The 24,867-nt window shown below is 46.5% G+C and carries 20 protein-coding genes, 16 tRNA genes, 1 rRNA gene, 1 pseudogene and 1 riboswitch; of the genes and pseudogenes, 2 read left to right on the forward strand and 36 right to left on the reverse strand.

Going from position 1 to position 24,867, the window contains the following annotated elements; translation table 11 throughout:
- Nucleotides 1–137 precede the first annotated feature (137 nt).
- A riboswitch (cyclic di-AMP (ydaO/yuaA leader) is annotated at nt 138–290 on the forward strand.
- Between the two features lie 4 nt (nt 291–294).
- Nucleotides 295–1,086, forward strand: a complete 792-nt coding sequence (locus ASG85_RS39755) for a stalk domain-containing protein (RefSeq protein WP_057307713.1) — start codon at nt 295–297, stop codon at nt 1,084–1,086.
- Between the two features lie 141 nt (nt 1,087–1,227).
- Here ASG85_RS39755 and ASG85_RS38755 read toward each other — a convergent pair whose 3' ends face one another.
- The 17 genes and pseudogenes from ASG85_RS38755 to ASG85_RS20660 all read right to left on the reverse strand — a co-directional run bounded on the left by ASG85_RS38755 (nt 1,228) and on the right by ASG85_RS20660 (nt 16,819).
- Nucleotides 1,228–1,398, reverse strand: coding sequence for a hypothetical protein (locus ASG85_RS38755; RefSeq protein WP_164484175.1), 171 nt, complete (start codon nt 1,396–1,398; stop codon nt 1,228–1,230).
- A gap of 369 nt (nt 1,399–1,767) precedes the next feature.
- Entirely contained in the window at nt 1,768–2,250 is a 483-nt protein-coding gene (locus ASG85_RS20590) for a DinB family protein (protein WP_057307714.1), read from the reverse strand.
- Between the two features lie 200 nt (nt 2,251–2,450).
- A complete protein-coding gene (locus tag ASG85_RS20595; protein ID WP_060647632.1) occupies nt 2,451–2,999 on the reverse strand; it encodes a pyridoxamine 5'-phosphate oxidase family protein in 549 nt (182 codons plus the stop codon).
- Nucleotides 3,000–3,071: 72 nt separating this feature from the next.
- Entirely contained in the window at nt 3,072–3,389 is a 318-nt protein-coding gene (locus ASG85_RS20600; RefSeq protein ID WP_057307716.1) for a thioredoxin family protein, read from the reverse strand.
- A 31-nt stretch (nt 3,390–3,420) separates the two neighbouring features.
- Nucleotides 3,421–4,350 (reverse strand): annotated as a pseudogene (gene trxB, locus ASG85_RS20605) (thioredoxin-disulfide reductase).
- A gap of 621 nt (nt 4,351–4,971) precedes the next feature.
- Nucleotides 4,972–6,162, reverse strand: coding sequence for an enhanced intracellular survival protein Eis (eis, locus tag ASG85_RS20610; protein ID WP_057307717.1), 1,191 nt, complete (start codon nt 6,160–6,162; stop codon nt 4,972–4,974).
- A 25-nt stretch (nt 6,163–6,187) separates the two neighbouring features.
- Nucleotides 6,188–6,349 carry a hypothetical protein gene (locus ASG85_RS38030; protein WP_156390277.1) on the reverse strand — a complete coding sequence of 54 codons (162 nt, stop codon included), beginning with the start codon at nt 6,347–6,349 and terminating at the stop codon, nt 6,188–6,190.
- 323 nt (nt 6,350–6,672) lie between these two features.
- The gene (gene glp, locus ASG85_RS20615; protein ID WP_235549499.1) at nt 6,673–7,938 is read right to left on the reverse strand and encodes a gephyrin-like molybdotransferase Glp; all 1,266 of its coding nucleotides are present in this window, start codon (nt 7,936–7,938) and stop codon (nt 6,673–6,675) included.
- 21 nt (nt 7,939–7,959) lie between these two features.
- Entirely contained in the window at nt 7,960–8,964 is a 1,005-nt protein-coding gene (gene moaA / locus ASG85_RS20620; protein WP_057307718.1) for a GTP 3',8-cyclase MoaA, read from the reverse strand.
- 88 nt (nt 8,965–9,052) lie between these two features.
- On the reverse strand, nt 9,053–9,664 hold the full coding sequence (locus ASG85_RS20625; protein ID WP_057307719.1) for a molybdenum cofactor guanylyltransferase: 612 nt from the start codon (nt 9,662–9,664) through the stop codon (nt 9,053–9,055).
- Nucleotides 9,661–10,305 carry an MOSC domain-containing protein gene (locus ASG85_RS20630; RefSeq protein ID WP_235550186.1) on the reverse strand — a complete coding sequence of 215 codons (645 nt, stop codon included), beginning with the start codon at nt 10,303–10,305 and terminating at the stop codon, nt 9,661–9,663. The genes ASG85_RS20625 and ASG85_RS20630 overlap by 4 nt, the downstream gene beginning before the upstream one ends.
- Before the next feature lie 94 nt (nt 10,306–10,399).
- Nucleotides 10,400–11,755: a molybdopterin-dependent oxidoreductase gene (locus ASG85_RS20635; RefSeq protein WP_060647634.1), complete on the reverse strand. Its 1,356-nt coding sequence runs from the start codon at nt 11,753–11,755 to the stop codon at nt 10,400–10,402.
- Nucleotides 11,756–11,923: 168 nt separating this feature from the next.
- Nucleotides 11,924–12,352 carry a copper amine oxidase N-terminal domain-containing protein gene (locus ASG85_RS20640; protein ID WP_060647635.1) on the reverse strand — a complete coding sequence of 143 codons (429 nt, stop codon included), beginning with the start codon at nt 12,350–12,352 and terminating at the stop codon, nt 11,924–11,926.
- 860 nt (nt 12,353–13,212) lie between these two features.
- On the reverse strand, nt 13,213–14,256 hold the full coding sequence (locus ASG85_RS20645) for an ATP-binding protein (RefSeq protein WP_060647636.1): 1,044 nt from the start codon (nt 14,254–14,256) through the stop codon (nt 13,213–13,215).
- Nucleotides 14,253–14,975, reverse strand: a complete 723-nt coding sequence (locus tag ASG85_RS20650; RefSeq protein WP_060647637.1) for a response regulator transcription factor — start codon at nt 14,973–14,975, stop codon at nt 14,253–14,255. Before ASG85_RS20650 ends, ASG85_RS20645 begins: the two co-directional genes overlap by 4 nt.
- A gap of 113 nt (nt 14,976–15,088) precedes the next feature.
- The gene (locus tag ASG85_RS20655; RefSeq protein ID WP_060647638.1) at nt 15,089–16,324 is read right to left on the reverse strand and encodes an MDR family MFS transporter; all 1,236 of its coding nucleotides are present in this window, start codon (nt 16,322–16,324) and stop codon (nt 15,089–15,091) included.
- Nucleotides 16,325–16,435: 111 nt separating this feature from the next.
- Nucleotides 16,436–16,819 carry a hypothetical protein gene (locus tag ASG85_RS20660; protein ID WP_057307726.1) on the reverse strand — a complete coding sequence of 128 codons (384 nt, stop codon included), beginning with the start codon at nt 16,817–16,819 and terminating at the stop codon, nt 16,436–16,438.
- A gap of 237 nt (nt 16,820–17,056) precedes the next feature.
- Here ASG85_RS20660 and ASG85_RS20665 point away from each other — a divergent pair, with 237 nt between their 5' ends.
- The gene (locus tag ASG85_RS20665; protein ID WP_060647639.1) at nt 17,057–17,851 is read left to right on the forward strand and encodes an alpha/beta fold hydrolase; all 795 of its coding nucleotides are present in this window, start codon (nt 17,057–17,059) and stop codon (nt 17,849–17,851) included.
- Here ASG85_RS20665 and ASG85_RS20670 read toward each other — a convergent pair.
- The 19 genes from ASG85_RS20670 to ASG85_RS20760 form a co-directional block, all read right to left on the reverse strand.
- On the reverse strand, nt 17,841–19,055 hold the full coding sequence (locus ASG85_RS20670; protein ID WP_060647640.1) for an ROK family protein: 1,215 nt from the start codon (nt 19,053–19,055) through the stop codon (nt 17,841–17,843). The two genes, ASG85_RS20665 and ASG85_RS20670, sit on opposite strands and share 11 nt — an antisense overlap.
- Nucleotides 19,056–19,128: 73 nt before the next feature.
- Nucleotides 19,129–19,899, reverse strand: coding sequence for a class I SAM-dependent methyltransferase (locus ASG85_RS20675; RefSeq protein WP_162257281.1), 771 nt, complete (start codon nt 19,897–19,899; stop codon nt 19,129–19,131).
- A 313-nt stretch (nt 19,900–20,212) separates the two neighbouring features.
- Nucleotides 20,213–20,291: transfer RNA gene (locus tag ASG85_RS20680), tRNA-Leu, on the reverse strand.
- A 20-nt stretch (nt 20,292–20,311) separates the two neighbouring features.
- Nucleotides 20,312–20,400, reverse strand: a tRNA-Leu gene (locus tag ASG85_RS20685).
- A 9-nt stretch (nt 20,401–20,409) separates the two neighbouring features.
- Nucleotides 20,410–20,483: transfer RNA gene (locus ASG85_RS20690), tRNA-Cys, on the reverse strand.
- Between the two features lie 10 nt (nt 20,484–20,493).
- A tRNA-Gly gene (locus ASG85_RS20695) sits at nt 20,494–20,568 on the reverse strand.
- A gap of 8 nt (nt 20,569–20,576) precedes the next feature.
- Nucleotides 20,577–20,648 (reverse strand) — tRNA-Gln (locus tag ASG85_RS20700).
- Nucleotides 20,649–20,670: 22 nt separating this feature from the next.
- Nucleotides 20,671–20,743: transfer RNA gene (locus ASG85_RS20705), tRNA-His, on the reverse strand.
- 25 nt (nt 20,744–20,768) lie between these two features.
- A tRNA-Trp gene (locus ASG85_RS20710) sits at nt 20,769–20,842 on the reverse strand.
- Between the two features lie 12 nt (nt 20,843–20,854).
- Nucleotides 20,855–20,936 (reverse strand) — tRNA-Tyr (locus ASG85_RS20715).
- A gap of 9 nt (nt 20,937–20,945) precedes the next feature.
- Nucleotides 20,946–21,021 (reverse strand) — tRNA-Thr (locus ASG85_RS20720).
- A gap of 17 nt (nt 21,022–21,038) precedes the next feature.
- A tRNA-Phe gene (locus ASG85_RS20725) sits at nt 21,039–21,114 on the reverse strand.
- A 20-nt stretch (nt 21,115–21,134) separates the two neighbouring features.
- Nucleotides 21,135–21,211, reverse strand: a tRNA-Asp gene (locus ASG85_RS20730).
- A 32-nt stretch (nt 21,212–21,243) separates the two neighbouring features.
- Nucleotides 21,244–21,320, reverse strand: a tRNA-Met gene (locus tag ASG85_RS20735).
- A gap of 53 nt (nt 21,321–21,373) precedes the next feature.
- A tRNA-Val gene (locus ASG85_RS20740) sits at nt 21,374–21,449 on the reverse strand.
- Between the two features lie 23 nt (nt 21,450–21,472).
- Nucleotides 21,473–21,547: transfer RNA gene (locus ASG85_RS20745), tRNA-Glu, on the reverse strand.
- 15 nt (nt 21,548–21,562) lie between these two features.
- Nucleotides 21,563–21,654 (reverse strand) — tRNA-Ser (locus ASG85_RS20750).
- 3 nt (nt 21,655–21,657) lie between these two features.
- Nucleotides 21,658–21,733 (reverse strand) — tRNA-Asn (locus tag ASG85_RS20755).
- A 216-nt stretch (nt 21,734–21,949) separates the two neighbouring features.
- Nucleotides 21,950–24,867 (reverse strand): 23S ribosomal RNA (locus tag ASG85_RS20760).

A 24,867-nucleotide genomic window follows, 5' to 3' on the forward strand; every position in this document is an offset into this window, starting at 1 on the left:
TTCATGCTTCTATCGTACCTGAAACAGCTATACGTCAAAACGGACTCGCGACTGTTTTTGTACCTAGACCTAAGTCCAGTACGTGCTAAGACCTCCATCCATATTTTGGTCGTTGTCCCGCCGAGCCTCGAATGCTAAACTATTTGAAGCCGAGTCCGGTGCACAGACAAAGTGCCGGTACGGGGGACGATTTACATGGGGTGAATATTTGCTCTTCAAAGGAGCAGACTAGGGAGAACCTTCTTCCCGAACCCGTCAACTAACCTCGAAGGCTCATTGAAGGAGGATTACCAATTGCATACAATTACTAAAGGGTTAACTAGCCTTGCTGTGTCTTTAACAGTGTTGGCAGGAGGCTTTCTTTCCCCATTTACGGCGCATGCCGCTGAGATGGACGTGAAAGTGCAAGTCAATGATGACTTGGTTCAATTTCCGGATGCTCAACCATTTCTAGATGACAATCATTCTACCCAAGTACCGATTCGTTTCGTAACGGAGAAGCTTGGTTATGACGTGAAGTGGCAAAGAGAAGGCGATGAGATCAAGGTCACGCTAAATAACGACAAACATTCGATTACCTTAGTATCGGGACAAAAGGAAGCTGAAATCGATAGCAACCGTGTCGAGATGGACACACATGCGGAATTCCAAAATGGACGCGTATACGTTCCTCTTCGTTTTTTAAGCAAAGCATCCGATATTCCCGTTCAGTGGGACGCTAGCAGCAAATTAGCTATTCTAAGTAAAGATGGCAATAAGCATGCGCCAGATTATGAATTGTTTCAATCTACTGCCTATTCAGCAGATCCATCTGAGAATGGCGGCTACGGAGCTTTTGATTATATGGGGAATCCATTAGGTATTGGAACCGTTGCTGTTGATCCCTCGGTGATTCCTCTTGGATCTAAGCTCTATATAGAAGGTTATAATTTCAATGGCCTACCTGCAGGCGGCATGTATGCTTATGCAACAGACACAGGCGGTGCAATCAAAGGCAAACGTGTTGATATCTTTATCCCAGGATCCAAGAAATCCTTGCAGAAGTTTGGTATCCAAACCATTAAAGTTTACAAACTATCCAATTAAAATAGCTTATAAGAAAAAGCTTGATTTCTGAGATTTACTTCTCAAGAAATCAGCTTTTTTTATTTAGGGCAGAACAACCAGAAAAAAACTAGAAAGGCTGCTCTCCATCCTATTGGGATGAGAAGAGCAGCCTGCAGTTACTTAAACTTGATTCTTGGGGATACCATTTAAACTTGGGACGTAATCAGGTGCCTCGTTGCTCGATAGCGTTTGAGCTTCTTCCATGAAATTAGCGTTATTTTGCTGATTGTTTTTCTTATCTGCTTTGTTATCTTCACGGTCATACTTGGGATCGGCGTCATTTTTGGGCATAGCGTTCACCTCCATTGTCTCATAGTTAGTATGAGAAGGTGGCTTGCATTCTATCCCAGTTATCTGGATCTGGTGCTGCCCCTTATTTGACTGAACTACCCTCGAGGGTTTTTGTTTTTCTTATTTCGTGTTAAATGTATTTTTGTTCACATCAGCGCGAATGGGCTCCATCGGAAATGGCTTCGCTGCATACCATTGACAGGCTATTCATCGCCTTTCAGCAATAGTTTACTTTGCCGGTTAGCCGGATCAATGGAAAATAGATAGAAAAAAGGTACAATCGCTTCTTCTTTGGAAGTGATTGTACCTTTTTCTATTCCGACGAATTTTATCAGGAACCTCTCATTTTGAGGCTATTTTTCGCTTTTGCTATTCTTGGGACAATAATCTTTTATAAGTGGAAAGGATTCCGAAGTGCAATCCTTCATGGTATAGGTTATAGCGGAGCGATTGCTCTGGAGTTACTAGAGCGAGTCCCGTGGACGTATTAATCGCAGCTACATTTTCGTTCAAGCGGTCCATCGGATACTGCTTGCGAATTCTATCCAGCTGTTCTGTCAGCAAGGTTTTCAGTTCTGGCAATGTCGGATTAGGAAGCGAAGCGGGGTACGTGTCCAATGGCGACTTTCCGGAAACGAACCGATCAGTAAACCCTTCTGGCAGATGAAGCGGGATATTCAGCTGCGATAGCGCCAAGTAATCCGTAACGAAATAGATGTGACCAAGGTGCCAACGGATATTATTGCGAAAACCAGCAGGAATGCGGTCCGCGAGTTCCTCAGTTAGGCCTTCCAATTTTCCCAGTGTTTGTGCTCTAATATTGATCAATTCTTCGAAAATAGTTGTTTTCATTTAGTATCGCTCCTCGATTGTTTATGAAATAAAGTTACTACGGCGTATCCCGGAACCGCTCTAAACGGTTTTGCCACGAGAAATCTTGCGACAACCTGATGAAGGTTGAAGGTTCCGAGCACGAAAAGAGCCGCGATCGAAATCTGATTTTCCCGAAACAACCGTTGTGGCTATCTCGGGCGGTTCTTTGAACAGAGGAGTTACGCCCGGTCGTTCTGAACTGTTCTACCTTCATAGAACATGCGATCCGGGATTTCTTCTTTCTCTTTGGCTGTCAAGGACTCCGCGCTTAATTTAAAGATGGCGGTTTTACTACCTAGTGGGGAAACGTACCGATCCAAATGACTCCGCCCCAGCGGCCGATCATAATAGCCTGGCACATATTTGTCCAGCATGACCTGCATGGCGGCCGTAGCTTCGTCTAAATCGGTTACGCGTTCCAAGTTGCCTTCGATGATGATACTCATAAAGGCGGTATCCGTTTTAGCGGGTATCGGGCTCGTGATGGTTCCGTAATTTTCGCTGATGGTGAAACAGGCTCGAGGGTTTTGCTTGATATAAGTGATTTTTCTTCCTTCTTCCGCCCCATGAAAATAAATGGCGTTGTTCAGCCAAGAGAAATTGAGTGGAATGACATAAGGAACATCTTCTGAAGATAGGCCGAGAAATCCAATCTGGGCTTGTTTAAGAAAGTGCTGGATTTTGTCGGTATCCGTCGAGCTGCGTTTCACATTGCGAAGTGGAAACATCGTATTCATCGCCTTTCAAATAGTGGGGATTGGTAAATAAGAAAACGTTCGATATTGGGTTAATGTTACGAATTAATTGATCGTATCCAAATACTCTCGGATTTGTGCAGGGGTCTTTGCAAATTTGCTGTGCAGATGAGCTAATTTCTCCCCACTCTTAAATACGAGCAAGCTGGGAATTCCTCTGACGTCATATTTTTCGGTAAGCTCTTCGAATTGCTCGGAATCTACAGCATAGAATTGCTTATCCGAATGTTCGTTTATAATATCACCGATAAACAGTTCCAAGTTTTTACAATCATGACACCAAGTCGCATCGAATTTCATAATTGTGTAGCCTTCACCGTTGATTTTCTCCTGAAATTGCTGTTGTGTTTGAATACGTTCCATGGTTATCGATCCCTTCTCCATATATTGTGAATTAATGGTTTTCGTTATGCTCCAAAAATTTCTCGACATCGATAGCTGCCATTGCACCGCTACCCACGGCCGTAATCGCCTGACGATATTTGTTGTCCTTGACATCTCCACATGCAAACACGCCAGGGATGCTTGTTTCGGAAGTGCCCGGTTTAACAATTAGATAACCGACTTCATCAAGTTCCAATTGTCCGTTTAGGAATTTCGTATTCGGCGTGTGACCGATTGTGACGAAAATGCCATCCGTCTCGATAATTTCTTCCTCACCCGTCGTATTATTTCTTACTTTCAACCCGTTTACTCCGTTGCTGCCTGCTACTACCTCAAGCGGTGTTTTGTTCAAGCTCCACGTAATTCTACTGTTATTGCAAGCGCGGTCCTGCATAATTTTCGAAGCTCTAAGCACCTCGCGACGATTGACAACACGTACTTCGGAAGTAAATTTCGTAAGGAAATGAGCTTCCTCCATGGCGGAGTCGCCACCGCCTACAACGATGATCTTTTTCCCTCGGAAGAAGAAACCGTCACAAGTGGCACAGGTGCTCACGCCATGCCCAATATTTTCTTTCTCGCCGGGAATACCCAGATATTTAGCCGAAGCACCGGTCGAAAGTACCAATGTTTTGGTTATAAGCTCTTCTCTGCCTTAAAGCATCAGCTTAAATGGACGAATAGATAAATCGACGCTATTAACCCAGCCTGTACGAAATCTAGCACCAAAGCGCTCTGCTTGCTTTCGCATGTTAGCCATGAGTTCCGGTCCCATAATTCCGTCCGGGAACCCTGGAAAGTTTTCAACCTCTGTTGTGGTGGTTAACTGCCCGCCTGGTTCGGGGCCTTCAATGACAAGTGGATCCAGATTGGCACGTGCTAAATAAATAGCAGCGGTCAATCCTGCAGGACCTGTTCCTATCACGATTGCGTTATACATAATGTGAACTCCTCCTTTGAATAATAGGATAACTAAATTATCAGCGAAATTCTGGATTCACCGTATGTTCCATCCGGTATAGTGGGGCCAACGAATTCCTCCCTCATTTACGTAACCATTTATTTTAATAACGATGGTTACGAAATGTACTATATCATGAACCATGACGATTGGCAAGTAACTAGATAAATGATATTTTGGTTGTTACAACACAGACGCATCACATAAAAGAAATGGAGATGAAGCACAATGTTATGGGACGATTTTATGAAAAGCGATTTTCACGACTGAAGAGGCAGCAGTTACACCGAAGACCGACTGAACAAGCCGGGCTGGCTGGAACAATGGCTGACCATTCATGACCTTCCTATCGGGACATTTCATCGGCGGAAGAATTGGATGATCTGAAACAGTTGAGGGGCAACGATAAAGTTTGCGGCAATCCGATGCAACCATTCTAAGTCACTCTTTAGTCCGAAGTTGCATGATTTTCTGGAAATACCGCCAAAGGTAGCAAGCCACTTTATTCGGTAAAGGACAGAGAAACTTCGCCGAAATGGTCTCGTAACTAAAAACGGCCCCTATGGTTTTATACCAAAGGTGCCGTCTTTTTTTATTTATTTAAAAGAAATCCGCTAAATAGGTAATCCGCCGCGGAATCGCATCTTCCAACCGGCTAACAAGTTCCTCAGAGCCTTGAAGACGCTCGATTCGGGCCATAAATCCTGCTTTCTGATAACCCATGAACAAAGCCGTCAACGTCTGTATGTTACAGCTTAGTAGATGGTCGCCAGCAGGTATTTCATCTTCAGATAACTTCGCTACAACGGCCGCCTTCCCATTGTCAGTAAACTGCAATCGATAGACACCTTTGTTCCAATCCGCATGCGTGTCTGAAATATGTAGATATATGGTCTCCGCCCCATCGCGGGCTTCAAACACATACTCCGTCAGAAAAGCTTCTACATCCACAATTCTCGCCGAGAAATAAGTAATCTTCTCTTGTTTGAACTTTGGATCGTGCAACAGAAATGGAAGTTGGTCATCTACAGGTGCTTTCACTTCGACTTTGGTGATCATCGAATCATGATCTGCTATGAATTTCCATAAGCCGCGTCTTGCTTCCTCGTCAAGAAAAACCAACTCATGGATGGTCGCCAACGAGTCCTTTATCTGGTAAAATACATAGCCCCGCTGTTCCCCTTGAGCGTTCGTGTAGACAGCAGCTGTACCCTTTTTAAACTTCAAATAGCGATTATTCCACCAGTCCGCATCCCGCTCCATCATACCATTGTATGCTTTTGCAAACTTAGCGTAGATCGGATCCAAAATCTCTCCGCTTTTCGCTACACGTAAGATCGAGCTGCCCTCAGCAGCTTGAAACTTAGGAAGCTTATCTACAGGAATTTCATATTTCAAATAATCCACGTAGGTTTCCCAGCCATATTTCCGATAAAATTCAAACTTAAACGGCGCAAGAAAGGAAATTGTCTGCCCCTGTTCTCTCATCGCTTTAAGCGCTTGAACTAGAAGCTGCCCCACCATCCCATTGCGTCGGTACTCAGGCCATGTTGCAACGCCCGCAATACCGCCCATTGCGAAGCTCTTCCCGTTTAACCAAGTCCGAAAGTTAAGTACGGTGAGCTTTGCAGCCATAGCGCCGTCAACGAAATAACCCCACACTTGATTAGGATCTGTAGAGCCTATCCGCTCTGCCTTTTCCTCTGCGGTAAGCTCATATTGAAAAGCAAATTCAGATAGAGAAAAACTCTCTAGAAGCTCCTCTTGTCGTAATGTGCGAATTTCATTCATCTCAAATCACCTCATTTAGAATAGATTAGCTTTTTAACAATGCAGCAGCCAGAACTGGCTTTCCTCTGGGCATAACGCCATGAGCATCGGGCTCTAACGTAATGGCAATCGTGTCATAATTATTCGGATTAAAGGTGTAATATAACCCGCCTGCACCGTTATGTGTCATGAAAGTGCCAGCATTCACAGGGGTTTCTTTCCCCTATAGAAATTTGAGCGCATCGGCATCTTTATCCACGATTTGTATCATTAATTCTTGGTCGGTACGCGTACCATTCATGAAGGATCCCCTTTCCCAAGCCTCCTAACTATTATATACTTCGCAAAATCTCTTGTATTGGATGATATAAAAAAATAAAAATAGTTCATGTCTCCTGGAATGATGCTGACTGGTCTATCACATTAACCAAAGCAATAGTAATGGGTACTCACTCGCATTGACTGTTCAAGCATAAAATGGCCTACCCTCAATGACTTCTTAACGGAAGTTCAGCGATAGGTAGGCCATCTTTATTTTATAGGATACACAATTACACGTTCGTCTCTTACGAACCCCTTACCTCCGGCAGGTAAGTAAATCAAACAATCAGCGTCTTTAATAGAAACCATAATACTGGACTTATCAATACCTGATGGCTTAACCTTCAGACTCCCGTTGTTGTCCACATGAGTCGTTCCTCTAACATAACGCGGGTAAGCGGAGCCTTTATCATAATCTACATCCAACTGAGCCGTGACCGCTTCTGGATAAGGCGAGTGATCCCCTGCCATCGCTTTAATCAGCGGTTTGGCAAACAGCTCAAACCCAACGAATGAGGCGCCCGGATTACCAGACAAAGCTAAGAGCAACCGATTGTTCCATAAGGCTGCACTCGTTGGAGTACCTGGCCGCATGGCCACTTTGTTGAACAGCAGTTTGCCCTCAAATCGTTCAAAGACATCAACAAGCACGTCGTAATCGCCAACGGAAACACCGCCGGAGGTGAGGACTAAGTCCACTTTAGGGAAAGTATCCTGCAGCGCCGCTTCTACCTCTGCTACATCATCCGAAAGCGCCTGCATAATAACCGCCGATCCCCCAGCAGCCTCCACCTGCGCCGCCAGCATGTAGCTGTTACTGTTACGAATTCGTCCCGGCTGCAGCGCTTCTGCCACATTCAACAACTCAGAGCCTGTTGAGAAAATGGCGACCCTTGGCTGCCGATAAACGGATACATCCGAGTAGCCGAAAGTGGCTAATATCGCCGCTTCACCAGGCCCAATCTGTGTTCCTCGCTCAAGCAATATATCCCCTAAACCGATTTCACCGGCTATTGGGGTTATATTGCTTGCTGCGGTTATGTTTTTTTTGATACTCACCTGGTAGGAGCTTGTCCCCTTATCTTGCAAGGAATCCGTCATCTCCAGCATAACGACAGTATCCGCACCATCAGGAACTGGGGCTCCCGTCATAATACGAGCAGCCATACCAGATTGGATGGTATGCTGAGGAACCGTTCCGCTAGGAATTCGCTCTATAACACGCAATACAACAGGAGCTTCTGGTGTGGCCTGTTCAATATCCTTTGAACATACGGCATAGCCATCAACACCTGATCTGCGAAAATGAGGCACCGGATGATCGGCAACTATGTCCACAGCCAGCCGTCTACCGAAAGCGGAAGATAGCGGAACTGACTCTATGGGGGTGTGTTTAACGTATTCGAAAAGCATGCTTCGGGCTTCCTCAACGGAAATCACTTTGCGCCCAAACTTAAGCTTAGTATCACTGCTCACTAGCGTCTGTTCCTCCTAAGGTCAACCGCCAATTTGCGACATCCGGCGAAGTGTTGGTGTATGGGATTGCTCTTCATTCATAAGTGCCTGGGCCATCTCATGATTTTGTGGTTTGATATCCAAAGCGCGGAAGAACAAATCTTCCATCGCAGCGTCATCTCCAATATATTTTCGCACATTAAATTCATCTGACCAATATAGACATGGTTTCACATTGCCATCCGCTGTTATTCGCAGACGATTACAGGTCTCACAGAAATGATCGCTAATCGGGTGTATGAGCCCAAATGAGCCTAACGCCCCGTCAATTCGAAAGTTCTGTGAAGGACCATTTCCATAAACCGCATCCGAGGCAGCAGCATTCCACCCCTTTGCTTTACAGCGATCTAAGACTGTGGTCAGGGATAAATAGCGGCTTTTCCAATTCTCGTCTTGGTGACCGATTGGCATGTATTCAATAAATCGAACCTGAATAGGACGGTCAATCGTCATTTGCAAAAAGTCTTCAATTTCGTCATCGTTAATGCCTTTCATCAAGACCACATTGAGCTTAATCGGGGTGATGCCCACACGGTAAGCTTCTTCAATGCTAGCGAGAACACGATGAATATCGCCGCCTCTGGTTATCAAAGAGAACCGATCTGCTTTCAAAGAATCCAAGCTTATATTAACACGGGTTAACCCAGCAGCACGAAGCTTTTCAGCTCTCGATGCAAAGTATATCCCATTCGTAGTCAGAGCAATATCTTCAATTCCAGGAATTTGAGAAAGCATACCGATCAATTGCTCCAAGTTTTTGCGCACAAGGGGCTCTCCGCCGGTTAATCTCAACTTACGAACACCAAGCCCTGCAAGCACACGGACGACTTCAGTAATTTCCTCGAAAGTTAACAACTTTTCATCCGGTTCAAATTCCATTCCGTCTTCTGGCATGCAGTATACACAGCGTAGATTACAACGATCTGTAACAGAAATGCGCAAGTAATCATGCATCCGTCCGAATCGATCCATAAGCAGCTTCGGCATTGGAATTCACCTCTCTCTACGTACATTATGGCATATTTCATAACAAATTCCTAGATTCCTTAGCGAGAACTAAATAAAAAAACAACTTCTATGGCAGATTATCTGACATTCGTTCATATTCTTCCGGAGTATTCACATTTGTTGCAAAATGGATAGGGATATTTTGCCGTTCAAAAAAATCATTCTCAACAGCGTTCCAGTCTATATGATCCAGCAGCCCCATTAACCGGTACTGCTCTTTCTTCAATAACACCTCGGCTTCGGAGCCTACCAAACTTGAATATATGCCATGGAGAGGATGTACGCGACCGTCCAGCACAGGGATAACTGCATCCAAATTAGCTTCTTGGCATAAAATGGCCATTGCCTTTGCCGCTTCTGCTGAAATAAAAGGCATATCACAGCCCACAATCCACATATGCTGCTCTGATGCAATCATAGAGGCAGCATGAATGCCGCTTAAGGGCCCTCTCTGTACATAATGGTCAGTGACACATTGTACGTCTAAATCGGGAACCGAAGACAAGTGAGGCAGCAAAACCTCAGGTTCATTGGTTACGACAATGACTTGCTGACAGATGCTCGACATTTCCTTCAACTGCCTAAGAAGTAAGGGCTGCCCTTGCACGGGGAGAAGCGCCTTTAACCTTCCTCCCATACGGCGATTGAGGCCCCCGGCAAGAATAACACCTGTGATCATGCTCCAAGCTCCGCCAACCTTTTTAAGAAGGATTGTTTCCAACTAGCCGATAACGCTTGTATTGCTGCAATGCGCTGAGCAGCATCTATATTCGTTTTTTCGTGATACTTGATTTGGTTGGCATAGGCGACAGTTAATCCCGCTTCATCTTTGGCGATAAGTCTAACTTGTGAATTCTTAGAGATGACACCTTCTTTAATGACCCTAAAATAGTAGCCAGTATAGCCAGTTTCCTGGACTTGAAAGGCCGCGTCCGCCCAATCCAAACGTTTCGCAAGTTTATGACAAGGCTGACGAGGCTGCGAGACCTGAACGATTACGTCACCAATAGCGTAGATGTCACCAATACAGACCTCATCTTCAAGCAGACCGCGTACCGTTAGATTCTCACCGAACGTGCCTGCTTCCAATTTCTGACCCAGCACTTCCTCCCAGTGTGCGTAATGCTCCTCCGGGTAAACACACAGCGCTTTGTCGGCTCCTCCATGCACAGTCAAATCCGCTTGCCCATCCCCATCCAACTGTGTCTTCGATACATACAAAGATGAGCTGACCGGATATTTGAAAATACCCGTGACCAGCTCTTTCCCTTGATACATGATTGTTTGTGGTAAACCAACGTTCACTGATACGATTTCCATTCCAATGTCCCTCATTTCCGAGAAAATTCTTAGTATCCACTATACCAAAATCCTCCCGGAAAGTCAGTTACCAGCTTACGTGAATACAAGTAAATTACGCTTTTGACCTATCTACCCATGCGTCGTTATCATAACCCCTTACTTCCCAGTAGCCCATGTGCTCCTTCTCGATGAGCTCAATCCCTTGGAGCCATTTGACGGATTTGTAGGCATACATTTGCGGAACGATGAGTCGGACCGGGCCTCCTAATTTTTGCGGAATGGGCTTACCATCCATGAGCACAGCGACCATAATATCATCCCCATTTGCCTGGCTTAGGGACAACGCATCCGTATATACCTTATCACCTGAATAGAATTTCACATATTTCCCTTTGGCTTGAACTCCAGCAGCAGCTAATAATTGCTTAAGCGGGATGCCCTCCCATGTACATTTATAAACTGACCAGCCAGTCACACAGTGGAAATCACTAACCTGCACAGTCCTCTTCAACTTCAAGAACTCTTCCCAATTCCATACACTGGGATTATCGACCAAACCGGATATCGCGAATTTCCACGTATCCGAGGAAAAAGCCGGAATTTCCGTCACGGTGTATATCCGGAAATTCCCTTGCGCTCCTCCGCCCACGACAGCGGCGGAGTCCGGCAGTGGCGCCGGCGGCGGAAGCATCCGGTTGCCGTCGGTTGCGATATATTCGGCTGTCGCGGCGCCGCCGGTATCGAATGCGCCTTTTATCCAGCGATAAAAGGCGGGACCGATCGCGATCACGAGCAGCAGTCCTGCGGCTATCCGCAGGAACGATGCGCGTGTGATCGGCGACTCCTTCAGCGCGGCGATGACCGCCTGCGCTGCTGTGCGCCTTGCCGTGGCGTCCTCTGTCGCCACGGGGGCCTGGTTCGGCGCCGCTGCGATAGCGCTGGCGGCGGCTGGGGTTTGGACCGCCTGCTCAGCGGGCGGTCTTGCTGTGGCAGCGGCTTGATCAAGCCGCTGCTGGCGCTTGAGCCATCTGCTGCGCGAGATGGCGTGGTACACGGCATACGGCACTCCGACCCAGGTGAGCAGGTCATGCACGAAGAGTGCCGAGTTGTTCAAAGCTGGTGGCAGATTGCGGAACTGCCACAAAATCACCCCTGATCCGGCCCAGCCGATCAGGAGCGCAAGGACGAACACCAGATTCGCGCGTTGATTGCGGCGCGCGCGAATCTGGTGCCAATGCTTACGAATCATCGGCGCGTAAAGCGCGATGAGCAGAATCGATGCGATACCCAAGTAAATGTGAAGCTGCTTGATCGTCACACGGAAGCTCCCCAGATCTCCCCTAATCGCACCTATACTCAGCACGATGCCCGTCACAGTAAGCAGCAGCAAAATCCAAGCATTCCAGCTATGAATAGCGTTCAATCGCTTCCCAAAAGATTGCTTCAGCCATCCTCTTTTTGAATCCATACCGTCACCGCCTTCATTCATTTACGATCTTTACGTTATTCTTATCATAACGTATAAATATTAAAAAAGGCTTACAAATCCGCTAATATTTCGAGTAGCTCTCCACCTAAGAAACCCCCAAACTCCACTTTCAACGTGGCGGTGGGGGGCTAGTTTATACATATTAGACTACTTCACTAAATAAATATCAACCAATTCCTTCGGCACATAAGTCATGTCATTCAAAATGGTCGGTTCACTCATAAGCATATTATCCATCATGCCTACCTTAATTACCTTACTATCAATTTGAATCACGAACGTGTTCCCCATCTCCATCATGTTTTCTTTCATCGTCTTATCTTCCATCCTACCTTTGTCTTCCATCATCATCTTCATTAAAGTAACCGAGCGGGCTTCCCCATTCCATGTCACCTTAAATCCTAATGATTCAGCAATTTGGCGCAGAGGAACAAACTCCGTCCCCTCCTTCATCATCATTTCAATACCGCTGTAGTTAAACTTCTTAGCACTCATTTCCTCTGCACTTGCCAACCCTGGAAGTGCTAGTGTACAAGCTGCCAGTGAAACAACCATCGCTTTTTTCCATGTTTTCATCGTTTCATTCCTCCTAAGATTTGGTCACGTCTTTCTATTCCTTAAATTAACGTACCAAGCTTAAGAAACACTAACGTAACCATTACGAAATACTTACAAGAGACTAACAAAAAAAGCCCAGCAACCTTACATACCAGGCTTCCAAATCATTAAAATTAGCGAAATTAGAGGCAATATTGTACCTATTGTCCCGTAAATATAAAAAAGATTGTAAGGTGAGCAAGGTCATGACCCGACGGTGACCTAAACCACGATGATAATCCCTCTCTCAAATCTCCCCACAAACGGTGCTCAGACACAAGCAAAGTTGTATTAAGTACAACATTAATCAATCAATTCTAGCGTTACCTCTGCGATTGTTGTACTAAATACAATATTTCTGCCCCAAATTGGACGCTTAAGATGAAATAAGACTAAATTCTTGTACAACATACAACATCTCTGTCTAGGAAGGTAGAAACCAATCGTATTGTTGTACACCGTACAACTTACCCGCCTTCAAACAAAAAAAAGCGATCATAAAAGCATCCTAATCTGGCCCCTCCTCCTCCTTGGCCTAAAACCAAAAGAAAATCCGCCCGCACAAAAAAACCACAAGAAGGGACAATCCCTCTTGCGGACTATGCGCTCAATATGTGTTTCATTTGCAGTCAAGATGCGGTCTATATGCGCTCAATATATGTTTCATTTGCAGTCAAGATGCGGTCTATATGCTCAATATGAGTTTCATTTGCAGTCTAGATGTGGTTTATATGCTGTCAACTTGTGTTCTATTTGCGGACTACTATCTGCCTACTTACGATCCTTACAATTCTTGCTCTGCAATAATCTCTAGCTGCCAATTTCAGCCTCTTCCTCCACTAATAAATCGGCAACGTAAACCAGAATCGGCTGCCGCGCCCTTTATCGCCTGTATGACTATCAACACCAATCGTTCCTCCATGCAGGTGAACAATCGATTTGGCAATCGCAAGTCCGAGACCCGCGCCTCCGCTTGCACGAGTTCTGGACGGATCCGCACGATAGAAGCGATCGAAAATCTTATTGCTATCCTCTTCGTCTATCCCTTGACCATGATCCTGAATATCAAGCTTCACATACTGCTCCGAGATCTGCTCGACTTTAATTTCAATGGTCCCACCGACAGTTGAATGCCGTATAGCATTATCCAAAATGTTCGAAAGGACCCGCTTCATTTCCTGGGGCATAATCGCCACCGGTGGCAATCGATCAGGCAAGTCTACGTCGACTTGCAGCTGTTTTTCCTCCAACTGAAAAGCCAAACTTTGCAAGCCGTCTACCAGCAAATGATCGACATGATACCGTTCAGGAGCAAATTCAGTTCCTCCAGCATCCAGCTGCGACAGCTTAAATAATTCTTGAATTAGTCCGTCTAACCGTCCTGTTTCAAGCCGGATGGTTTGTAGATACCGGGCAAACGTTTCTTTATCTTGAATGACATCGTCCTGCAAAGCTTCTACGAATGCTTGAATGGAAGCCATTGGTGTCCTCAAATCATGTGAAACATTCGCTACGAGTTCTTTACGGGATGCCTCAGCTGTTCGCAATTTCTGAAAGCTTTCATTCAACTTGCCCGTCATTCGATTGAATTGATCCGCCAGTCTTTGGAATTCAGCAGGTCCAATCTGAGGCACTTTTCCCTCAAAATGGCCTTCCGAAATATGCGTCGTTTCCTCCGTAATTGCATGAATGGCTTTCTCAAGGGGGCGCGTCATGAAGTAATGGACGAGCATTGATACACTCGCTGCGCCAAGCGTTACCGTCGTCAACAGCACGACGTCTTTCCAGTTCAATAACATATATCGATAGCAAATAAACAAGGTGAGCAAAATCATACTCGTACTCACTCCACTTGCAATGAGCAAATAAATACGAAGCTTCATGATGGCTCCCTACCCTCAAATTTATAGCCAATACCCCATACGGTCTTAATGTATCGAGGCTGAGAGGGATTGGGCTCAATCTTCTCTCTCAGCCTGCGAATGTGGACAGTGACCGTTGTTGTATCGCCATAATAGTCAATATCCCACACTTTACTTAACAGCTGATTGCGTGAAAATACTTGTTCCGGATGCCCAGCAAACAGGTGCAGCAGTTCAAATTCCTTGACGGTCAGCTCGATTTCTTTCCCGTTGACCCGAACACTCCGGTGCAGAACATTGAACTCTAGCCCCGGAAACTTCATGATATGCGCAGGAGGCACAGCGCCTGCACGGTTAGCCCCTTCCGCTTGGCCGCGCTGCAGCCTCCGCAAAATCGCTTTCGCTCGCAGCACCAGCTCTCGCGGCGAGAAAGGCTTCGTCAAGTAGTCGTCTGCGCCCATCGTTAAGCCCATGAGGCGATCCATTTCATCGCCTAGAGCCGTCAACATGATGATGGGCACGTCCTGCTCGTTTCGAATTTCTTCGCACACTTGCCAACCGTTTTTGCCCGGCATCATGAGGTCAAGAACAATCAACTGCGGATTGTGCAGCCTCCATAAGCGGATGGCTTCGTCGCCACTCACCGCCGAGATAACCTGGTAACCCTCCCGCTGCAAATAGACGGTGCACACATCAATAATATTCGTTTCATCATCCACCACGAGAACCAGTGAACCCATACGGCATACCTCCTCAAGCATTATTTCTATTATACCGCAGAGCCATGAAATGAAGCTTACGTATGTATTACAAAAGTATAAAAGCTCCCTAGATTGCGGGGAGCTTCATTCCTTTAGGTTTGCAAAGCAGCCTCAATAATAGGCTCCTCTTTTTTGTGATTAAGACTTCGAATATATCGCGACTGAGCAATACCGGCTAGCAGTATGATCACAGCTAAGACGGCGAACATCATCTTCCCGCCATAGTGACTGAATAGCAAGCCTCCTAGAATAGGCCCAATCGCACGAGATAGCTGCCAATTCATACCGAACACAGAGAAATACCAACCTCTATGCTCCTCAGGTGCAATGACGGAGATCACCTTCTGAATATGAGGACCGTTTAACATTTCACCAATGGTAAATAAAAATTCAACAAAAAGTAGTATCGCAAAGATAGGTACAAATCCATAACCAACTGACACAATGGCAAACAACAGATAGGATGCAGCAACTACCATATAAGCGGAAATGTGCTCAGTTCGTTTAGCAATCCATAATTGCAGCGCAATAACGATACAACCGTTGAAGGTAATGATCGTAGCAAAAACTGTCTTGTAATTCTCAAATTGCTGCTGCAAATGCAGCGGAAACGTAGACTCAACTTGTGCATACAACAGAGATACCGGCATGGCTAGAAGTGTTATCCAAAGGAGCTGCTTATGATCCCGCCATCTGATTTTCGGCTTTGTCTTAGACAATTCCTGCTCCGCAGCGCTCTTTACAGGCATTGTCTCTGGAACCTTCCAGACGACCAACCCTGCGTATGCAAGAAGAGCTATCGAGCAAATTAGGAAAATAATTGTCGGATTCCAGGTGAAAAGAAGCAGCCCAAGGAGCGGTCCGAATGCTGAACCCATATTTAAGGCCGTATGCAGCAAAGCAAACACTTCAGCGCGCTTCTCCTGCGGGACAACATCCGTAATCTGTGCATTAGCAGCAGGTCCAAACATAGCATGACCAATGCCGTTAATGATCGAAATGACAGCAAATTCCCAAACGTGACTAGCAAACATATAACCGCCAATGGCGAAAGCTTGGATAATTAGCGCAGCCAGTATCATAGGCTTCCGTCCATAACGATCGCTCAAGCTGCCTGCATACAAATTCACGAAAATTCCGCATAACGGCTGTAATCCGACAATCAACATAGATAAGAAAATAGAACCATCCAATTTGTCATACAAATAAAAAACCAAATAGGGTCTCATCATAAATCCAGCTAATGAAGTTAGAATCGTCCCAACGACTCGAACCCATATCGCCGTATCATACTTGCTAATCAGTGAAAACAAAGGAATCCTGTGCATACAACCTCCTAGATGTTATTGGTATTCTCAGTTTAGAGGTATTTGGACAAAAGAAAAAGGTAAAATCTCGTTATAACGGATTTCACCTTTTATGAATAATTACCTATATAGTTATCCGCCAATACGAATTTTGCGGTATGTATCGATAAATGAGAGGACATCTACTCTTTTCCCCCTCTTTTTCGCGACTCTGGCCATTTTCACGAGTGTTGTCCAGAATTCATCTAGAACAGGAGATTCGAATTCATTTTCTTTGGGTGCTTGTGTAAGGTTATGTTTATTTTTATAGGTCGTGCCCTCATCAGAAATGAGATACTGAATTTGACTTTTTTTCCATTGCTCCCCGGTTACATAACTTACTCCAATTTCGCGCATTTTTTTGCGTACAGAAGTTACAGGACGAGATAATTCTCTGGCAATTACAACTGGAGGACACTCAGAGGAAAGGCGAATCAACTTGTCCAATTCCTGTGTGGACCAAGGCTTTTTAGTCATATGAATAACCCCACTTCGATAAAATGAATGTTTCGTTCTGCCTGTTAATGGTTACTAACTAAAGGTATAATAAGAGAATACCAACGAAATGTTAAAGAAGTATGAGTTAACCATAATGAAAGTATGAAGACATAACTATTTCGATAATTTTCCCTATTTTATGCCCATAGCACTATGATCGGGTAACAAATTAGGACTTTATGTGTGGTAAATTTATCTAATGGAGAGTGAAGAACTATGAAACATCATATTAACGGAGCCGAACAGTTCGTCGAAGAAAAAGGGCATGGAGCACCTGTTATTTTACTGCACGGCTTTCCATTGGATCATCGCATGTGGCAATCGCAGATAGACGAGTTGTCAGCGAACTATCGTGTCATTACACCTGATTTACGCGGTATGGGGCAATCTGATGTGCCCGTATCTAATATTTCCATAAACCAATATGCCGATGACATTATAACTTTAATGGATAAAATGGGCATAGAAAAAGCCGCACTTGGCGGCTTCTCCATGGGTGGTTATGTGGCGTTTGCACTTCTACGCAAAGCTCCAAAACGGTTCACAGGTCTTATATTGGCCAATACTCGTCCTGAAGCAGATGGACAAGAGGCTCGTAAGAATCGTTTAAACATGGCAGTCTCTCTCTATGAAAAAGGGTCCGTAGTGGCAAGAGACGCTATGCTGCCTAAACTTATTACAGAACCTTCAAGGGAAACGCATCCTAAGCTCGTCGATACCTTGAGCATGGTAATGGAATCGATGCCTGCAGAGGGACTTGTCCATGCTTGTCTTGCGATGGCATTCCGTGAAGACTCTGTAGACTTGCTTAGCACTATTTCGGTGCCAACGCTCGTCATTGCCGGCGAACAGGACCCTATCGCGCCTCCGGATGTCATGAAGAAAATGGCCGACCAAATTACAGGTGCCAGCTATCATGTCATACCAGCTGCCTCACATTTGACGCCGATGGAAAAGCCGGAAGCTTTCAATGCGCTGCTGATTGATTTTCTGAAGGGCATTAAAGCTTAACCAACTGGTCCATAACCATCACAGCTGCACCAATCGCTAGAGCTTCCTCACCAAGCTGCCCTTTGCTGAAGACAACCTGATAGGCGGGGTAGTAGTACGTTTTCCGAATCGCTACCTGTGTAGCGGTTTGGAAAAATAACTCCCCTCCCGCAATTAATGGCCCCCCTAAGATTACCTTCTCGGGGTGTAAAATATTGAGCAAGTTAGCTAGTCCAATACCAAAATAGGTAGCAGCTTCCGTGATGATCTCCACAACTAGGGGATCATTTTTTTTGAGCGCCTCCATAACATGCAGATACGTGACATGCTCGGGATCATCAACCAAATGGGACAAAACCGTGGATCGACCCTTCTTTAATGCAGATCGAGCCGCTTTCTCGATAGCATATAAAGAAGCATATGACTCCAATGCTCCGTAATTGCCTGACGTATTACGATGGGGAACACCATCCGTTTGAATAATCATTTGACCCACAGAGCCTTCCATATCGACAGCACCATAAATAACCTTTCCTTCCGACACCATGGAGGAACGTAAGCCAATTCCAGCATGAATATATAGCAGATGCTTAAAGCTCTGCGTACGTTGATGCCATGATTCCGCTAGGATGGCCGTGTTAGCTCCATTATCCAGCAATGCGGGAATACCTAATTCTCCCGTTAACTGCCTGCAAATCTCAACATTTCTCCATCCTTTTGCTGGAAAATAAGACGGCTCTAAGATGGTTCCTGACAAGCGATCCACAGGACCAACCGCACCAATCCCTATTCCCAGCACCGATGAAGGATTTATGTTGTGTTTGGATAACATCTTTTGTACTTCGTCCACGATTAGACGAATCAACACATCCGGCGTCATCTCAGCCGTCATCGTCCAACTCCGTGTATCCATTTTCTTCATTCCCAGATCGACAAGGACAAGCTTGGATAACGTTCTGGATATTTCCAAACCAAATACATAAGCATAGGCCGGATTCTTTTCATACAGAATCGGCCTACGCCCTCCTGTTGAAGCACCGAAACCAGATTCAAGGATAAGCCCTTGAACCGTCAGTTCCTCCAAAAGCCGCGTCAACGTAGATACCGTCATCCCGCTTTGCTCTAACAACTCCGTTTTGGAAACCGTTGTTTGACGACAAATTCGCTCATAGATTTCTTTCGCCTTACGATTCGGAATTCGTTCCGTTATGACATCTACATTCAAAGAAGCAGCCCCCAATGATAATCTTTCTCATATATTTCGCCATTGGAAAGCCAAAATCCTTCCTTGTCTTCCCTTATTCCTTTGATCCAATCATGAGGGTATAGCCCATATAGGGATGATATTTATTGACAAGCTCATCGTACTTTGCAGTAATTTGCCAAATTCGCGGATCCATAAAAGACTGCTTATCAGACAAGTGAACAGGATCTGGATGTTGAACTTGATCTTCGAACATCGTAAGAGGGAATGGATGTATCCCTGAGAAGTCCACGGGGCTAAACCTGCCCTTTTCTAACAGCTCCCGCCATTCATCCATACTATATATTTTACTTACCCCATAGAAGCTGCATAGCGCCCGTTGAACTCCTGGTGACATCTGTTTGATTCGGATGACTTCTCGATCGTAGAGCTTGCCTTCGGATTTAAGCACCCTATAATACTCGGATACTGCTTTCTGAGCATCTGCAAAATTCGTCACTGACTCCACCATCACGACATCAAAAGTATGATCTTCAAAGGGTAACTGGCATACATCCCCAACCATGAATTTCACCTGTACCCCCTGCTTCTGAGCTCTTATGATCGCTTTCGCAATCATTTCCGGACGAATATCGACCGCTGTTACTTCGCATCCTTGCTCGGCCAGGAAACATGCCGTTCTTCCAGTTCCGCAGCCAACCTCTAGCACGCGCTTCCCTTTCTCAATGGGATACTTTTTCAATTGCTCAATCGTTTCTCCAAAACCCCCGGGATGCGCATTGCCCACTCCTAATTTGGCTAACATATCTAAGTACTCGATAGCACTTACACCTCCACAATGGCATACAATTCTCTTTTCTACCATATGGAGGGCTGCCGCCTCTTGTTCAGATTCTTGAGCCATTTTTGGAAAAAGAGGCGCTCGCCTAAAGGCGCATGTTTTCAACTTCTTTTAGGCTATTCTTCCTCTGCTGTTGTTCTCGTATTATTCATTTTACTCGAACTATCACTTTTTTTCGAAATTCTCATTTTTTCGCAGAGCTAGAATTCATCCAGCTGTTTGTTTTCACCAATAGTCTTGTCTAACAAAGCTGTTTTCATTTTGATATTTAGGCTAGGAAGTAAAATACAAAAAGCTCATGAAATCTAATGATTTCATGAGCTTTTTCTATTCGTTATACCGGCAAGAGGACTCGAACCTCCACCCTTTCGGACTCGATTTTGAGTCGAGCGCGTCTGCCATTCCGCCATGCCGGCATATGAAGTTGTAAAGATAATGGTGCCGAAGACCAGACTTGAACTGGTACGGTAGTCACCTACCGCAGGATTTTAAGTCCTGTGCGTCTGCCGATTCCGCCACTCCGGCTAATAAATGTGGAGGCGCCACCCAGATTCGAACTGGGGGTAAAGCTTTTGCAGAGCTCTGCCTTACCACTTGGCTATGGCGCCTTAGTAATAATGGAGCGGAAGACGGGGATCGAACCCGCGACCCTCGCCTTGGCAAGGCGATGCTCTACCGCTGAGCCACTTCCGCATATAAAACTGGGGATCAAGGATTTGAACCTTGGCATGACGGAGTCAAAGTCCGTTGCCTTACCGCTTGGCTAATCCCCATTATGTTACTTGGGTAATAATGGGCGGACGACGGGACTTGAACCCGCGAATGCTGGATCCACAAACCAGTGCGTTAACCCCTTCGCCACGACCGCCACAATATTAAGTTTCTTACTTTTTTGGCAGGGGCAGCAGGAATTGAACCCACACCAAAGGTTTTGGAGACCTTTGTTCTACCCTTAAACTATGCCCCTAGAAAAAGTAAATGGAGGCTGATGGATTCGAACCACCGAACTCGAAGAGAGCAGATTTACAGTCTGCCGTGTTTAGCCACTTCACTAAGCCTCCACAAAGCAATGGTGCCGTCGAGAGGACTTGAACCCCCAACCTACTGATTACAAGTCAGTTGCTCTACCAGTTGAGCTACAACGGCTTATTCATTTAGAAAAATGGTGGCTTTGGACGGAATCGAACCGCCGACACGAGGATTTTCAGTCCTCTGCTCTACCGACTGAGCTACAAAGCCTTACTTGATTCGAAAAAAAATGGCGGAGCTGACGGGATTCGAACCCGCGGTCTCCTGCGTGACAGGCAGGCATGTTAGGCCACTACACCACAGCTCCATGCTAAGTACAATATCTTCGGCTAAGAAGATTGGTTGCGGGGGCAGGATTTGAACCTGCGGCCTTCGGGTTATGAGCCCGACGAGCTACCGGGCTGCTCCACCCCGCGTCATTAATCATATATGATGAATCCGAGCAAAGCAAGTTTTGCTTAAGGAATCATGGTGGAGGCTGACGGGATCGAACCGCCGACCCTCTGCTTGTAAGGCAGATGCTCTCCCAGCTGAGCTAAGCCTCCATGGGATAAAACTAAAAATTTAATGGTGACCCGTAGGGGACTCGAACCCCTGTTACCTCCGTGAAAGGGAGGTGTCTTAACCACTTGACCAACGGGCCTTACTAGAAAGATAGTGGCGGAGAGAGAGGGATTCGAACCCTCGAGACGCTTGTGACGCCTACACGATTTCCAATCGTGCTCCTTCGGCCAGCTCGGACACCTCTCCATATGGCTCCCCGAACAGGACTCGAACCTGTGACAACTCGATTAACAGTCGAGTGCTCTACCAACTGAGCTATCAGGGAATAGAAACAACACTTCATTCAAGGATTTATTCCTTGAAAACTAGATACGAAACTTGCGTAAAGTTAGATTGCTTAGATTTTCTGGGCGAATCAGAGAGACTTTGACTTTCGTCAAAGATCCCTATATTAGGTTAAGCCCTCGACCGATTAGTATTCGTCAGCTRCATGCATTGCTGCACTTCCACCTCGAACCTATCAACCTCGTCGTCTACAAGGGAGGTTAAGCCCTCGACCGATTAGTATTCGTCAGCTRCATGCATTGCTGCACTTCCACCTCGAACCTATCAACCTCGTCGTCTACAAGGGGTCTTACATACTGGGAAATCTCATCTTGAGGGGGGCTTCGCGCTTAGATGCTTTCAGCGCTTATCCCCTCCGTACATAGCTACCCAGCKATGCCTCTGGCGAGACAACTGGTACACCAGCGGTACGTCCATCCCGGTCCTCTCGTACTAAGGACAGCTCCTCTCAAATTTCCTACGCCCGCGACAGATAGGGACCGAACTGTCTCACGACGTTCTGAACCCAGCTCGCGTACCGCTTTAATGGGCGAACAGCCCAACCCTTGGGACCTACTTCAGCCCCAGGATGCGATGAGCCGACATCGAGGTGCCAAACCTCCCCGTCGATGTGGACTCTTGGGGGAGATAAGCCTGTTATCCCCAGGGTAGCTTTTATCCGTTGAGCGATGGCCCTTCCATTCGGTACCACCGGATCACTAAGTCCGACTTTCGTCCCTGCTCGACTTGTAGGTCTCGCAGTCAAGCTCCCTTATGCCTTTGCACTCTGCGAATGATTTCCAACCATTCTGAGGGAACCTTTAAACGCCTCCGTTACATTTTAGGAGGCGACCGCCCCAGTCAAACTGCCCACCTGACACTGTCCCCATACCGGATYACGGTACYAGGTTAGAACTCCGATACGATCAGGGTGGTATCCCAACGATGCCTCCACCCAAGCTGGCGCTCAGGCTTCAAAGGCTCCCACCTATCCTGTACAGATCGTACCAAAGTCCAATATCAAGCTGCAGTAAAGCTCCATGGGGTCTTTCCGTCTTGTCGCGGGTAACCTGCATCTTCACAGGTATTAAAATTTCACCGGATCTCTCGTTGAGACAGCGCCCAAGTCGTTACGCCATTCGTGCGGGTCAGAATTTACCTGACAAGGAATTTCGCTACCTTAGGACCGTTATAGTTACGGCCGCCGTTTACTGGGGCTTCAATTCATAGCTTCGGGTTTGACCCCTAACCACTCCTCTTAACCTTCCAGCACCGGGCAGGCGTCAGCCCGTATACTTCGCCTTGCGGCTTCGCACAGACCTGTGTTTTTGCTAAACAGTCGCTTGGGCCTTTTCACTGCGGCCCCCTCGGGCTATTCACCCTACCGAGGCACCCCTTCTCCCGAAGTTACGGGGTCATTTTGCCGAGTTCCTTAACGAGAGTTCTTCCGCGCGCCTTAGAATTCTCTTCTCACCCACCTGTGTCGGTTTGCGGTACGGGCACCTTCGCCTGGCTAGAAGCTTTTCTTGGCAGTGTGAACTCATGACCTTCGGTACTTAAARTTTCCCTCCCCATCACAGCCCAGCCTTACGATGTGCGGATTTGCCTACACATCAGCCTCACTGCTTGGACGAGCATCCATCAGCTCGCGTCACTATCCTTCTGCGTCACTCCATYGCTCATAACGGCTACGGTGGTACAGGAATTTCCACCTGTTGTCCATCGACTACGCCTTTCGGCCTCGCCTTAGGTCCCGACTTACCCTGAGCGGACGAGCCTTCCTCAGGAACCCTTAGGTTTTCGGCGGATCAGATTCTCACTGATCTTTTCGTTACTTATACCGGCATTCTCACTTGTATGCGCTCCACCTGTCCTTACGGTCAGAATTCWACGTACATACAACGCTCCCCTACCCATGCACTAAMGTGCAWGCCATAGCTTCGGTGGCGTGTTTAGCCCCGTTACATTTTCGGCGCAGAGTCACTCGACCAGTGAGCTATTACGCACTCTTTCAATGGTGGCTGCTTCTAAGCCAACATCCTGGTTGTCTGTGCAACTCCACATCCTTTCCCACTTAACACACACTTGGGGACCTTAGCTGATGGTCTGGGCTGTTTCCCTTTTGACAATGGATCTTAGCACTCACTGTCTGACTCCCGGATTTAAGTTTGTGGCATTCAGAGTTTGACTGGACTTGGTAACCCTTGGCGGGCCCCGCACCCAATCAGTGCTTTACCTCCACAACTCAACATCCGAGGCTAGCCCTAAAGCTATTTCGGGGAGAACCAGCTATCTCCGAGTTCGATTGGAATTTCTCCGCTACCCCCACCTCATCCCCGCATTTTTCAACATGCGTGGGTTCGGGCCTCCAGTGAGTGTTACCTCACCTTCACCCTGGACAGGGGTAGATCACACGGTTTCGGGTCTACGTCCACGTACTAAAGCGCCCTATTCAGACTCGCTTTCGCTGCGGCTCCGYCTTTTCARCTTAACCTCGCACGGGAACGTAACTCGCCGGTTCATTCTACAAAAGGCACGCCATCACCCATATAGAGGGCTCTGACTTTTTGTAAGCACACGGTTTCAGGTTCTTTTTCACTCCGCTTCCGCGGTGCTTTTCACCTTTCCCTCACGGTACTGCTTCACTATCGGTCACTAGGGAGTATTTAGCCTTGGCAGATGGTCCTGCCGGATTCCGACGGGGTTTCACGTGACCCGCCGTACTCAGGATACCTCTAGGGRTTTCGTTCGATTTTGGCTACAGGGCTTTTACCTTCTATGCCGGACCTTTCCAGATCWCTTCGCCTACCGAACTAACCCCAYAWCGAGGTCCTACAACCCCAAGGAGCAAGCTCCTTGGTTTGGGCTATTCCGCTTTCGCTCGCCGCTACTGACGGAATCACTTTTGTTTTCTTTTCCTCCAGGTACTTAGATGTTTCAGTTCCCTGGGTATGCCTCYAMYRYWSCTATGTATTCACWRYAKRGTAACTGCGCATTACCACAGCTGGGTTCCCCCATTCGGACATCCCCGGATCAAAGCCTGCTTACGGCTCCCCGAGGCATTTCGTCGTTCGCCACGTCCTTCTTCGGCTCCTAGTGCCTAGGCATCCTCCGTGTGCTCTTTCTAGCTTAACC

The sequence above is a fragment of the Paenibacillus sp. Soil724D2 genome (genome assembly GCF_001427935.1).
Lineage (GTDB): Bacteria > Bacillota > Bacilli > Paenibacillales > NBRC-103111 > Paenibacillus_E.